The 11,754-nt window shown below is 59.0% G+C and carries 15 protein-coding genes and 1 pseudogene; 11 read left to right on the forward strand and 5 right to left on the reverse strand.

What is annotated here, in order from left to right; genetic code table 11:
* Positions 1 to 328 (forward strand): annotated as a pseudogene (locus VBE63_RS14710) (peroxiredoxin); the annotation flags it as partial.
* Between the two features lie 64 nt (positions 329 to 392).
* On the opposite strand, the gene VBE63_RS14715 reads toward VBE63_RS14710, so the two are convergent.
* Positions 393 to 1,097, reverse strand: coding sequence for an SOS response-associated peptidase (locus VBE63_RS14715; protein WP_323683780.1), 705 nt, complete (start codon positions 1,095 to 1,097; stop codon positions 393 to 395).
* Positions 1,098 to 1,169: 72 nt separating this feature from the next.
* On the opposite strand from VBE63_RS14715, the gene VBE63_RS14720 reads away from it, so the two are divergent.
* The 4 genes from VBE63_RS14720 (at position 1,170) to VBE63_RS14735 (ending at position 4,922) form a co-directional block, all read left to right on the forward strand.
* Positions 1,170 to 2,195, forward strand: a complete 1,026-nt coding sequence (locus VBE63_RS14720; protein ID WP_323683781.1) for a metal-dependent hydrolase — start codon at positions 1,170 to 1,172, stop codon at positions 2,193 to 2,195.
* Positions 2,192 to 2,743, forward strand: a complete 552-nt coding sequence (locus VBE63_RS14725; protein ID WP_323683782.1) for a thermonuclease family protein — start codon at positions 2,192 to 2,194, stop codon at positions 2,741 to 2,743. Before VBE63_RS14720 ends, VBE63_RS14725 begins: the two co-directional genes overlap by 4 nt.
* Positions 2,744 to 3,331: 588 nt before the next feature.
* Positions 3,332 to 4,276 (forward strand): hypothetical protein, encoded by a 945-nt coding sequence (locus VBE63_RS14730; protein WP_323683783.1) that lies wholly within the window; start codon positions 3,332 to 3,334, stop codon positions 4,274 to 4,276.
* A gap of 385 nt (positions 4,277 to 4,661) precedes the next feature.
* Positions 4,662 to 4,922 (forward strand): hypothetical protein, encoded by a 261-nt coding sequence (locus tag VBE63_RS14735; protein WP_323683784.1) that lies wholly within the window; start codon positions 4,662 to 4,664, stop codon positions 4,920 to 4,922.
* Between the two features lie 85 nt (positions 4,923 to 5,007).
* Here the strand turns inward: VBE63_RS14735 and VBE63_RS14740 are convergent, their stop codons facing one another.
* A complete protein-coding gene (locus tag VBE63_RS14740; protein WP_323683785.1) occupies positions 5,008 to 6,117 on the reverse strand; it encodes an endonuclease in 1,110 nt (369 codons plus the stop codon).
* Positions 6,118 to 6,195: 78 nt separating this feature from the next.
* Between VBE63_RS14740 and VBE63_RS14745 the strand changes: the two genes are divergently transcribed.
* Positions 6,196 to 6,573: a hypothetical protein gene (locus VBE63_RS14745; RefSeq protein WP_323683786.1), complete on the forward strand. Its 378-nt coding sequence runs from the start codon at positions 6,196 to 6,198 to the stop codon at positions 6,571 to 6,573.
* Here the strand turns inward: VBE63_RS14745 and VBE63_RS14750 are convergent.
* From VBE63_RS14750 to VBE63_RS14760, 3 genes are all read right to left on the reverse strand, one after another.
* Complete coding sequence (locus VBE63_RS14750) at positions 6,570 to 6,719, reverse strand: hypothetical protein (RefSeq protein WP_323683787.1); 150 nt, start codon at positions 6,717 to 6,719, stop codon at positions 6,570 to 6,572. The genes VBE63_RS14745 and VBE63_RS14750 overlap by 4 nt on opposite strands.
* 76 nt (positions 6,720 to 6,795) lie before the next feature.
* On the reverse strand, positions 6,796 to 7,128 hold the full coding sequence (locus VBE63_RS14755) for a hypothetical protein (protein ID WP_323683788.1): 333 nt from the start codon (positions 7,126 to 7,128) through the stop codon (positions 6,796 to 6,798).
* A gap of 401 nt (positions 7,129 to 7,529) precedes the next feature.
* Positions 7,530 to 7,892, reverse strand: coding sequence for a helix-turn-helix transcriptional regulator (locus VBE63_RS14760; RefSeq protein WP_323683789.1), 363 nt, complete (start codon positions 7,890 to 7,892; stop codon positions 7,530 to 7,532).
* Between the two features lie 207 nt (positions 7,893 to 8,099).
* Here VBE63_RS14760 and mads2 point away from each other — a divergent pair, with 207 nt between their 5' ends.
* The 5 genes from mads2 to VBE63_RS14785 are packed head-to-tail and all read left to right on the forward strand — an operon-like array spanning position 8,100 to position 11,745.
* On the forward strand, positions 8,100 to 10,136 hold the full coding sequence (gene mads2, locus VBE63_RS14765) for a methylation-associated defense system DNA methyltransferase MAD2 (RefSeq protein ID WP_323683790.1): 2,037 nt from the start codon (positions 8,100 to 8,102) through the stop codon (positions 10,134 to 10,136).
* The gene (locus VBE63_RS14770; RefSeq protein ID WP_323683791.1) at positions 10,133 to 10,933 is read left to right on the forward strand and encodes a hypothetical protein; all 801 of its coding nucleotides are present in this window, start codon (positions 10,133 to 10,135) and stop codon (positions 10,931 to 10,933) included. The genes mads2 and VBE63_RS14770 overlap by 4 nt, the downstream gene beginning before the upstream one ends.
* A 13-nt stretch (positions 10,934 to 10,946) precedes the next feature.
* Entirely contained in the window at positions 10,947 to 11,156 is a 210-nt protein-coding gene (locus VBE63_RS14775) for a DUF2281 domain-containing protein (RefSeq protein WP_323683792.1), read from the forward strand.
* Positions 11,153 to 11,536, forward strand: a complete 384-nt coding sequence (locus VBE63_RS14780; protein ID WP_323683793.1) for a type II toxin-antitoxin system VapC family toxin — start codon at positions 11,153 to 11,155, stop codon at positions 11,534 to 11,536. The genes VBE63_RS14775 and VBE63_RS14780 overlap by 4 nt, the downstream gene beginning before the upstream one ends.
* Positions 11,537 to 11,553: 17 nt before the next feature.
* Entirely contained in the window at positions 11,554 to 11,745 is a 192-nt protein-coding gene (locus VBE63_RS14785) for a hypothetical protein (protein WP_323683794.1), read from the forward strand.
* Positions 11,746 to 11,754 lie beyond the last annotated feature (9 nt).

Consider the following 11,754-nt stretch of genomic DNA (forward strand, 5'->3'; position numbering starts at 1 on the left):
CTCGATGCAGGTGGCCAAGGCCTACGGCATGATCCAGCCCGGTGCCAGCGACACCTCCGCAGTGCGCGCCACCTTCATCATCGACCCCAATGGCGTGCTACGCGCCATGGTCTACTACCCGATGAGCAATGGCCGCTCGATCGACGAGTTCGTGCGCCTGGTCAAGGCGCTGCAGACCTCCGATGAGCACGGCGTCGCGACCCCCGAAGGCTGGCAGCCGGGCGACAAGGTCATCGTGCCACCGCCGGCGACCGCCGAGCAGGCTGAGGCGCGCATGGCTGAGGGGTATGAGTGCTTGGATTGGTACTTCTGTAAGAAGGCGCTCTGAGTCTTAGGACCAAAGCCGGGCGGGGTGCGACTCCGCCCGATGCGCCGACGCATCCTGCTGTTGCTCATTGGAAACGTGACGCTGTCGTGATGGGCGCAAGCAGTTCCGGGCTGTCGTTGCCCGGCTTGTTCACCGCCCTGGAGACCGGATAGGCCTCCCAGCCGTGGGGATCGGCCGGCTTCAGCAGGGACTGAAGCCACGCCTTGTCGGTCTTACGGTCCGGTCGCTCGGTGCCGAGCCAGGTGCCATAGTCGACGGGGTCGAGGATCACCGGCATGCGTTCATGGATCGGGCGGAGCAGGGCATTGGCCTCGGTGACAATGATGGTGCAAGAGTCGATCACCGACCCGTCCTCGCCTTGCCAATGCTCAAAGAGTCCAGCCATCGCGAACGGTGTTCGATCCGTCCGGCGGATCGCAAAGGGCTGTTTGCCATCCGCCCCCGTCTGCCATTCGTAGAAGGCATCCCCCGGGATCAGGCAGCGCCGCTCACGAAAGGCCGCGCGATAGGCCGGCTTGCTCGCCACCGTCTCGGCGCGGGCGTTGATCATGCTGTAGCGGTTGTCCGGTCCCTTGGACCAGAACGGCACCAGGCCCCAGCGCAGCGGCACCAGCTCGCGGCGCTGCTGATCCTCGGCCAATTGAACCGCTAGCACCGACTGGGTCGGCGCGACGTTGTAGCGCGGTTGCACGTCAACCGCTGGCGTCTCAAGCCCGAAGTGGTGGGCGAGGGTATCAGGGTCCGAGAACAGGGCGAAGCGTCCGCACATGGGGTTGTCCTCGTTGATGCAGTGACAAAATAGGTCGGTCTCGATGACAGCTGAGTCAGCGCTCTATGCTGCATGGGGACTCGACCCCGTGAACCAAACGCCTCGTTTCAGTGCCATCAACGAGACACTCGCTCGGGCACCATCGGCCGCCTGCTGCGCCTGACCTCCGGCACGCTCGAGCGCTATTTCGGGCACCGGACATTCACCCATGCTCTGCTGCCGCAACTGGTGGCCGCCGTGCTCGCCTGGTGGCTGCTGCCGGGTGGCTACGCCATGGCCCTGATCGCCGGCTGGGTCTCCCATTCCTGGTGCGACATGATGACCAAGAGCGGTGTCGCCTGGTTCTGGCCCGCGCGCATCCGCTGCGTGCTGCCCGGCAACTCCGACTGGCGCATGGACGTCGCCGGCGGCGGCGAACTCGTGTTCCTGCTCATCATGGCCCTGATCGGCGCCCTGATGATGCCGCTCGCCGCCACCGGCAAAGGCACCGCCGGCCTCATCCGCGGCGCGCTCGGCGATCTCGAGATGGCCCGCGGCGAGTACGACCGCGACAAAGGCACCGCGCTGTTCAGCGTCGAACTCAAAGGCCGCGACAACCGCACCTATACCGACGTCTCCGGCACCTATCCGATCATCGGCCCCTGGGGCACCGCCGGTTTCATCCTCGACACCGACAGCGGCCCACGCTCGCTCTGCGCGAGCTCGAACTGCGACTGGCACGCCAGCCACGCCAAGATCCAGCATGGAGAGCCGATCCAGACCAGCAGCCGCCCGATCCAAGGCGCGACGCTCGCCGCCACGACCATCCGCGAGGCCCTGCAGCCGCTTGAGGAGGTCGGCGAGGTCTACCTGGTCGGCAGCGTCCTGCTGCAGGGCCTCAAGGCCAACCCGCCGACGATCGAGGTGGCCAGCGACACCGTGCGCCTCATCTACGCCCGGCCCACGCTGCTTGAGCAATGGCAGGGCAAGACCCTGCGCGAAGTCGATCTCACCGCCCAAGTCCGCCACCCACCCGGCGCCGAGGTCCCCGAGCTGCCGACGCTCAACGCCTCATCCGCCACCATCCCCCCGCTGCTGCAACGCTGGATCACCCCATGACCCGACGCCTCATCCCCTGGCATCGGCTACTGCCGCGCCATCACCGCCTGCTGCTCTGGTGGGTACTCGCCGGCGCTGGCATCGCCTTACCCTGGCTCATCGGCGGCAGCAGCCTTCCCTGGCTGCAGCGCAGCATCGACAACGCCGGCTGCCGGGTCGTCAGCATCCACGACGGCGACACGCTACGGGCCATCTGCAACGGCAGTGAAATCAAGGTCCGCCTATACTGCATCGACACCCCCGAGATACAGCAGCGGCCCTGGGGCACCGAGAGCCGCGACTACCTGCGCCGCATCACGCCTAGCGTGGTCTCGCTGCGCATCCGCGACACCGACCGCTACGGGCGCAAAGTCGCCGAAGTCATCAACCCGACCTCCGGCACCGTGCTCAACCGTGCCATGGTCAAAGCCGGCCAAGCCGCCGTCTATCGCCGCTACTGTCCTGATCCGAGCTACAGCCGCGCCGAGGCCAGCGCCAAGGCGGCCGGGCTTGGCATCTGGGCAGTACCTGGCGACCATCAAAGGCCTTGGGATTTCCGACGCCACTAAGCAAGGGTTCGTGGACAAGCGCTCAGCATCAGCCGCCAAGTACCTCTACTTCACTCATCACAGCGCTGGCTGATCGAACTCATGACTGAGATCAATGCATAGGTAACTCAATAGGTCAATGCGGCAGGCATCGGTATTCCCCTCAGAAATATAAGCTGCGATCATAACGAAGTGTTTCCCGCGTTCCACTGCACGGGGCTGGGATTGGTGAGAAAGAAGGGGAGCAACAACCGTAGACGTATCAGCACCACTGATCGGTGGGGACTGATTAGATTTCCGGATAGCACATGCAACGACGCCCGTTCTGGACCCCTAGTCTATAACGGGGCAAGCCAGCTTTGGCGGCAAAGCAAGTCACAGAAGCTCGCCCGCGCTGAGGGTGAATCAGTGTTTTCCCTGACCAAAGCCTATAGTGCCAGCCGTGCGGCGAGTACGTTTATCTGAAGCCCGATCAGCAAACCCCAAATCCAGCAACCGTGACTTAATTCCTGCGGAGAAGATAATAGCGACTTTTTCATTTATAATGATAGTCTTCGAAAGATAAGCCAGATAAATCTCGATTGTTTTGGTAACACTGAGGAGTGGTTTATGCGCATTGTTATGTCTTTAATTGTTCTTTCGGTTTTCTTCTCTGCGCATCTTAATGCGCAAGAAAATAATGAAATCGCAGGACCAGTAATTGGGTGTAAAGACAAGAATCTAGCAAAGGAAAATTCAGAAAAATTTTTTAATTATATGCGTTCTGGAAACAAGGAGGCCGCGAAGGATATGCTGAGGAAGTTTTCGCGCGTTAGTGATGATAAAAAGTGTCATTTCTTTTCTAAAGGAAATCGGGTTATAATTAATGATTATGATCCTGTTGCGAAGTATGCCTTGGTCGCGCCAAACGATTCGTTGATACCTCGGAATAAAGACGGAAGTGATTATTGGGTAGATGAATCTTATCTGGTGTTAAGTGTAAATTATTCAGATTACTCAAAAAATGACAACGCTCCATCAAAAAATGACAACTATCTATCAAAAAACACTATTGGATGCACTACACGTGAATCTTTTGGAAAAATAGCCAGTTCAGGTGTATATGATCCCGTGAAATCTCCTGGATGTATTTCTCTAGCTAAAGGAACAAAGGTTGAGCTTTTAGAAAAAATAGTGTTAGCAGGAGTCTCTAAGATTAGGCCTCTTGATGACACTGAGTCCTATTGGGTTCCTAGTGGATTTGTTGGCAAGTCGACTGATCTTGCATCTTCGGAGAAGTTTGGTGTCTGCAAGTTCGCTTTATCGAAAGTCAATGCAAACTCTGCAGCAGAGTATGACTTTATAAAAAGAGCCGGGGATATTTTTTATTTCACTAGCGCTAGAGGCTACAAGTACAACTGTGAGGTTTCTGGATTAAATATTAGTCTATCTAGCAAAGGCTGGGGCAGGATTCAGCCGACAGGAAATGTAAGGAAAAGCAATGGCTGCATAAGTCTGACGCTTTATGATCCCGGCCTAATGATTACGCACAAAGGTGAGTATTGTGAAAATTAGCCGATAAAGCCGTGGTTCTTTCTTGGCTTCAGTTATATCTATCTGCTGCAGCTGGCGTAAGATAAAGCAAGGTGAAACCAATTTAATGTCTTATATCTCGACCTTGGCCATTTTCCCAAACTGCGCGCTACTATAATCAGGTGCTTGCGTTGTACTGAAAGATTAGTGAAGGCTCTGGTTTGGTCGGTTCAAGCTCCCCGACTGCTCCAAATTTTCGCCCTCACGGCTTTTCAGGCAAATAGCACTTTCGCGGCCCGTCGAAACTGTCAAAGTCGAGTCTTCTAAGGAGGTAAGTCGTATGTGTTGATAGTAAACTTTAGAGGATTTTTTGGCAGTTCGTATACAATGAACTGAGTTAATATGATTCGATGAGCCAGAGGCACTGATGTTTTATATCAAAGTGTTTTTGTTTTTGTTTTTGTTTGTGACAGCCGGGATGGCGCAGGCGGATACTTTCGATTTTCCATCTGAGAGTATTTGCAAGGAAGAACTTATGAACTTAAAGAGACAAGCTGAGACTTGGGTCGATATTCGCTATTGCCAAGTAGAGAGCGCGGGTTCTGAGATTTTCTGCAAGAAGACGAATGGTAAGGTTGCCCATGCGAAGTGCAGTGGCAGTTTGTTCGCGACTTCCGGATTTAGATAGGTCAGGTAATCTCATGGCTCTACTTGGGTCAGCAAAGAGCCAACAATTCAGGTACGGTGTGTCTGCAGAGAAACGAATGACATAATCATCTAACATGGGGCTCGAGCCGCGCCGGTTGAGCGACAGCGTCACCGGCGCGGCTGTGTGTATCGTTCATCACAAACCCAACCACATACCCATTCTCCACCCCCTGCAACCGCGCGATCCGCCGCTGCCGCTTCAACTCCCAAGCATCCACCGGATCAAGCTCATCCCAAGCCGCAAACAACCGCGCATCCTGCCGCGACAACCGAAACCCATAGGTATCGCGCATATACAGCATGATCCGCGCGATATCCCCGCGCAGCGCATCCGGCGGCTGCACCCGTCGCCCATCTGAATCAATCCGAATCCCGCAGCGCCCATAGCGCTTGCCGCCCGGCGCCATCCCCCAGCTGTAATCCCGCCGATCCCCATTGATCATTCCCACCGCCGGGATCAGGTTCTGCAGATCGTTGTGCGCCGCAACAAAGGTCTCATCCACCCGCAGACAACACTCGCGCCCCGAGACCAGATCCCCATCCTTCTCGCGACAGGCGCGGTACCGGCCAGGATCACGCCAACACCGCCTGAAGTTGCCAAACTGCGCCGCCGGAAACACATGCTCGGCCTCGACCCGCCGCGCTCGCGCAGTATCCGCAAACCCCTCGAGCCCGCAGCTCCCCAGATCCACCTCGCGCCGGCCGTTATAGGTGCAACCGCAGTAGGCCGTCACCGGCTGACCGCGATACACCTGCTCGTACAACAGATTCTTCGCCGCCGAAAAGCTGCCGGCCACCCGCGGCAAGTCGCCACCACCCGCCGGCAGCGACGGTTGCGGCCACCAATCCTCGACCAGCCCACCGAGCAGATCACCCAACAGCGTCCTCGGGGCCGGCAACAGATCACCGAGACGCGGGAGGACGGCACTCAGGTTCACCTCACCGGCCCCCTGCAGGGCATCGGTCAGCATCGCGCCGCCCTCATCGACCAGCGCCGAGCCGGCATCGCTCAGCCAGACGCTGCCCTGCTCGAGCACCACACCGCCGACGTCCAACATCAACACGCGCACCTCGCGCGAGCTCGCCATCGCCCGCTGCGCCAAGTCCGGCCACTCAGCCGTCATCGACGGCGGCACAAACGAGATCGCCATGATCAGCCCGAGGCCGATCGCCACATCACGCGCCTTCGCACCGGCGTCCAGGCACGACGCGCCGAGCGGGACCGAACGGCCTGGCTGAATCCGGGCGTTGCTGTGGGCTGGACGCGCCTGCTCGGCTCGGCGCTGCGCATCGCCCTGGCGATCGTCATCCCGTTGGCCGTGCTCGGTGCCTTGGGCTATAGCCTCCCACCCGCGGACCACCAAGCCCAGCGTGCGCTTGCCGCGCGAGCGGCCGGCACCGAGCCCAGCGGCCCGATCGTGCGACCACCGACGCGCTCGGGGATCGCTCGGCCATCGCCGGCCACGTCCGCCGAGCGCGTGGTCCAGGCGCCGCCCAAGCTCAGTGAGCCGGAGCCGCCGATCCGTTGGGCTGATTCAACCCCCCAGCTCCGCCGCATGGCAGCGTTGCAATCAGGCCCGAACCGCGGTGCTGATCGACAACACAGCCAGCAACCGCCGGCTTCGGGTTAATCGGTCGGCTCAAGGAACAAGATCGAAGTCACATCACCGACTCGCCCCGCCGTCCTCGCATAGCGCTCGATCTCGCTGAGGTCGAAACACTGGCGAAGCGCCCGATAGTCGCCGACGAATTCCCAGTCGTTCGCCTGGCGCTTCACGAACGTCGGGACCGCCGACCGCGGCGTGGATGTCGGATCGGGTGTAGTGCTTGTGGCGTTCAAACGCGGCCATGGGTCAGATCAGCCATCTGTGTGTGATTCGGTTTGCGCACAACGCCTCTCGCACGATCTCGATGACCTGCTCGGCCTTGATGCCTTGCAGCCACTCGCGTGGATACCCGGAGGGTCCGCGGATCTTGTAAGCGCAGAGCCGCTGTAACGCGCAGCGCTCAGCGGCCGCGAGCTCCGCCTCTGCCAACGCCGCGAGTGGCAAGAAATTAACGTTGTGTGCCTCGAACGTCTGTTCGTATTCGTCACCGACACGGGCTCGGGTTGGCTCCTCCTTGAGCCAGCGTCGACAAGACGGATCACCCGCTTCTCCAAGCAATACCCCAACTCGCGCTCCCACCAGCGGCCTTGCTGATAGGTGCCCGCAGGTGATCGACGCGTCTCTGCCTGAGCCACCTCGGTGAAGTCGCCAACGCAGCGACCATGGAATTGCTTGAGTAACAGCCACTGCTGACGGCCTTTGCACGCGCGCTGCACCACCTTCTCGCCGCTTGGCTCAGATCAGTGCTGACTCGCCGGCGGCGCGCTTAGTAACAGAGCCTGTTGGGCGATTCGAGTCAGTGTCTCGGGCGGCCTCGCCGGGTCAGAAGCCAATCTCCTCCGTCGGTCTGCCCAGAAAGGGCTGAGGATACTCAGGACTCATACCGGCGCGTTCCAACTCCGGCAGCAAGTGCATGCTCCAGGCCCCCCATGTCGCGGGTCGCGGGTCGCCAGCATAGCGTTGGCGCGCGGCATCGCAGGCTAAGGCGACGACGACTCATGTTGATCGCAGATCTGTCTGACGAACGCGGTTACGCGCTGGATGTCCTCATCACTGAGCCCAGCCTCGAGGATCAGTCTCAGCAGCCTCATCACCTCAGGTCGCGCGCGCAGAAAGTCTGTGATCTCAGGGTCGGTCGCGGATGAGAGGCGAAACAAGATGTCCGGGTCAACGGCGAGCACGGCTGCCAGGGCCTTGATCACTTCGGGACTCGGCGGGGGCTCCTTTCCACGTTCGATCCGGCTGAGATAGGCTGGCGAGATTCGAATCTTGCCGGCCATCTCCCGGAGGCCCAGCTCCTGGGCGACGCGAAGCTCACGGAGGGTGTCGCCAAAGGTCTTCATGCACGGCAACTTAGCACGATGTTTAGTGTTATGCAACGCATATCTTTATGTGCTAGAGTAGTCGACCGATCGTTCTCTGGCCGTCCGGGCTCGACGCGCGCAAGCGGCCTTCTCAGGCTTGAGATGGTGCTCGCTGCTCAAAGCAGCGAGAGGCTGTCCAGATCGAGAGCGACAAGACGATTTAACGCGTGTGCAAAGGGCGATGAGATGAGCGAAGCCGCAAGAGAACAGAATGAATCCGCAGCACAGGAGGCTGTCGACTCGAAGGAGCGCACGATTCCAGCCGGTTACACGCTCGACTATATTTCAGGCAAGCAAATCAAGGAGACGAAGAAAGAGCTGGTGCGTCAGCGGGTGGTGAGAGCGCTGATCCATGAGTACGGATTTTCGCCTGAAGACATGGAGCGGGACATCTCGATTGGGGGCCGAAAGAAGGTGGATGTTGGCATCTTCCACCACGGCAAGCCGCATCGCCTCGAGAACCTCAGTCGCGTTGTCCTCTGTCGACCAGAGCCGACCGTTGGCAAGAACGTCGCGCGCATCCGCGACTTCGAGCAGGCCGCAAAAGACCTTGAGGAGCTCGAGACCATCATGCGCGACTTAGAGGCTGTGCAGTATGGCCTCTGGACCAATAGTCTGGAGTTCTTCTTTCTCGAAAAGGAGCAAAGACGCTTCGAGACCAAGTGCAACCCCATCGGTGACTGGCCGATGGCGGAAGCGTCGGTTGACACCAAGGATGTCCTCTCGGACGCGCACACCCGTGTCGCCGACAACGAGATGCTCAAGATCACCTTCCGGCGTTGCCACAACTTTATCCACGGCAACGAAGGGATGCCAAAAGATGCGGCCTTTTGGCAGTTCCTCTATCTCATCTTCTGCAAGATGCACGATGAGGGGCTACGCACCAAACAGCGTCATGCCTGGCAGCGGCGTTTCTGGGCCGGACCAAAGGAGCAATTCACCAAAGAGGGACGCACCGCGATCCGCGGCCGGATCGACAGCCTCTTCGGAGAGGTCAAGACGCACTATCGCAATATTTTCCGAGGCAACGAAGAGATCACGCTATCGGATCGTGCCCTGGCGTTCATTGTCTCCGAATTGTCCAAGTATGACTTAACCCGCACCGACGTCGACGCCAAGGGCGTTGCCTACCAAGAGCTGGTTGGGGTGAACCTGCGAGGGGATCGCGGGCAATATTTCACACCGCGGGGGGCGGTGAAACTGGTTATCGAGATGCTTGCGCCAAAGGAGGGTGAAGTCTTTCTTGATCCTGCCTGTGGCACGGGTGGCTTTCTGGTTGGTCTTCTGGCGTACATGCTGGCGCTGTTTCGCGCGGAGGCCAAGATCCAGGCCGGGCAGGAGAACACCCTCGAGTTTCTCAATGTGCACGAGCGGCTGCGCGACTTCGCCGCGGCCAAGGTGTTTGGAGCGGACTTCGATCCCTTCCTGATCCGTGCCGCGCAGATGAACATGGTCCTGGCCGGCGATGGTCGCGGCCATATCTATAACATCAACTCGCTCGAGTTTCCCAAGGGCCACCTGAACGATCTGGAGACCGCGAGGAAAGAGATCCCGCTCGGCTCGGTGGATGTGCTCGGGACCAATCCGCCTTTCGGCTCGGATATTCCGATCACCGACAAGCAGATCCTCGAACAGTACGAACTGGCTCGGGTGTGGGAGCGTGACGGAGAAGGCGGCTTTCGTCATACCGGTCGACTCCAAGGCAGCGTGTCGCCCGAGATCCTCTTCATCGAGCGTTGCATCAAATGGATCAAGCCCGGTACCGGGCGCATGGGTATCGTCCTGCCAGACGGCGTCCTCGGCAACCCGGCGGCTGAGTACATTCGCTGGTGGATCATGCGCGAGACCCAGGTGCTGGCCTCCGTTGACCTCCCGGTGGAGGCATTCATCGCCGAGGCCAACGTCAACATCCTCACCAGTCTGCTGTTCCTGCGTCGCAAGAGTGAAGAGGAGAAGCAGGCGGAGGCGCTGGGAGGGGCAGAGGCGTACCAGGTCTTCATGGCGGTCGCCGATAAGGTCGGTTTCGACCGACGCGGCAACAAGCTCTACAAGCGCACCCCGGATGGCGAGGAGATCGTCGTGCCGCGTCAGCATGTTGAGCGTATCCGTATCGGTGGCCGTTTCGTCGAACGGGTGCTGACGCGCAGCGAGAAGATCGAAGACAATGATCTGCCGGTGATCGCTGAGAAATACCGCGAATTTCTGAGGGAGCAGGACGGATGATCACGCGCATCGAGGCTAATCGTTATCGCTGCTTGAAGAATCTTGGTATTGATATCCCGAGGTATGCCGTCTTGGTCGGGGCCAATGGCTCCGGAAAGACGACGCTGCTCGATGTGCCTCGATTGATTGGCGATTGTCTCAGCCAAAGGGATATCACGCAGGCGTTCACCCAGCGGCAGCGCGGTCGACCTGCGCGCTGCACTGCACTGAGCGAGCTGGTGTATTGCGGTCAGGGCGATGCCTTCATCCTCGTACTCGAATCGAGACTGCCAGAGCAGGTGATTCCGCCGATCGTCGAGGCGCTTCCCGCATCACAAAAGGTCGAGCCGAGGTGGCCCAGCACGATTCGCTACGAGTTGCGGCTGGAGATCTTCAATGAGCGCCAAGTGCAGGTCAAGAACGAATACCTTTATCTGTTTTCCGACAGGGCGGTGCCTTCGCGGGATGGCGCACGCCTAAACGGCGAGACAAGCCCGCACCGCGATTGGCGCTTCATCATCAGGCGCGAATACGGTGGTGAGACCCAGTTTCGCGCGGAAGGGCAAAAAGGCGCCAAGTCTCGCTCAACGAAGATCGAGCCCAATATGCTGGCGCTTTCGCGACTCCTGTTCGAGTCTAGGGATGATTTTCCCGCCGCGATTTGGTTCCACGATCTGCTGGCGCAGGACTATCTCTTTTATCAACCGGACCCAGATGCACTTCAAGCGGCCTCGCCGCCAGGCTTGTCGGATCGTCTGATGTCCTCGGCTGCGAATCTGCCCCTTCCAGAGCATCGTGGAAGACTGATGTCAGCTTGACGAGAAAACACTTATGAATATCGAAGCGCAAATCCTTTCGACAGTCCGTGTCTTACCGCCTGAGCGGCAAGCGGAGGTGTTAGATTTCGCCAGTTTTCTTCAGCAGCGTGTAAAAAACTCCAAAGAGCTGCGTCCGATCGGTCTTTGTCAGGGAGAATTCCAGGTCCCGGATGACTTCGATGCTCCATTGCCTGAAGACATCATGCGGGATTTCGAGCAATGAGACTGCTGCTCGATACCCATATTTTTCTCTGGTATATCGGCAATGATGCGCGATTGAGCAAGCCCACTGTCGCGGCGATCCGCAATCCGTACAGCCACGTCTACTTGAGTTCGGTTTCGATTTGGGAATGCTTGGTCAAATCTCGTCTCGGCAAACTACCGTTGCCCGAATCTCCAGAAATCTATTTGCCCCGGCAACGGGAGCGCCATGCCATTTCTGCTCTGCCGCTCGATGAGCCGAGTGTCTGCCGTTTGTCGTCTCTGCCCGATCTGCATCGGGATCCCTTTGATCGCATGTTGATTTGTCAGGCGCTGGCGCACGATTTGACCTTGGTGACGGTCGATCAGGCCATGCAAGGCTACGCGGTGCCAAGGTTGTGAGGTCGAGTCTGGCCATTATGGACTGGGCTGGCGTGGATGCGCGCGGCAATCGGTTGTTCCGCCGCGCCCCGGATGGCGAAGCGCTGATCTTCGATGAGGCCGGGGTCGAGCAGGTGCGTGAAGGGGGCGAGATCGAGATCCGTCGGACGATGCGTCGCGAGCGCCGGATTCATGACGAGCTGCCGCTAGTGGTTAAGACATTGAACTGATGAGGGTAA

Source organism: Lamprobacter sp., assembly GCF_034860625.1.
Classification (GTDB): domain Bacteria; phylum Pseudomonadota; class Gammaproteobacteria; order Chromatiales; family Chromatiaceae; genus Lamprobacter.

Coding starts and splice junctions, on each gene's coding strand:
- mads2 (WP_323683790.1), top strand. CDS start 8,100: ATGAGCGAAGCCGCAAGAGAACAGAATGAATCCGCAGCACAGGAGGCT.
- VBE63_RS14730 (WP_323683783.1), top strand. CDS start 3,332: ATGCGCATTGTTATGTCTTTAATTGTTCTTTCGGTTTTCTTCTCTGCG.
- VBE63_RS14735 (WP_323683784.1), top strand. CDS start 4,662: ATGTTTTATATCAAAGTGTTTTTGTTTTTGTTTTTGTTTGTGACAGCC.
- VBE63_RS14780 (WP_323683793.1), top strand. CDS start 11,153: ATGAGACTGCTGCTCGATACCCATATTTTTCTCTGGTATATCGGCAAT.
- VBE63_RS14715 (WP_323683780.1), bottom strand. CDS start 1,097: ATGTGCGGACGCTTCGCCCTGTTCTCGGACCCTGATACCCTCGCCCAC.
- VBE63_RS14720 (WP_323683781.1), top strand. CDS start 1,170: ATGGGGACTCGACCCCGTGAACCAAACGCCTCGTTTCAGTGCCATCAA.
- VBE63_RS14775 (WP_323683792.1), top strand. CDS start 10,947: ATGAATATCGAAGCGCAAATCCTTTCGACAGTCCGTGTCTTACCGCCT.
- VBE63_RS14725 (WP_323683782.1), top strand. CDS start 2,192: ATGACCCGACGCCTCATCCCCTGGCATCGGCTACTGCCGCGCCATCAC.
- VBE63_RS14760 (WP_323683789.1), bottom strand. CDS start 7,892: ATGAAGACCTTTGGCGACACCCTCCGTGAGCTTCGCGTCGCCCAGGAG.
- VBE63_RS14770 (WP_323683791.1), top strand. CDS start 10,133: ATGATCACGCGCATCGAGGCTAATCGTTATCGCTGCTTGAAGAATCTT.
- VBE63_RS14785 (WP_323683794.1), top strand. CDS start 11,554: ATGGACTGGGCTGGCGTGGATGCGCGCGGCAATCGGTTGTTCCGCCGC.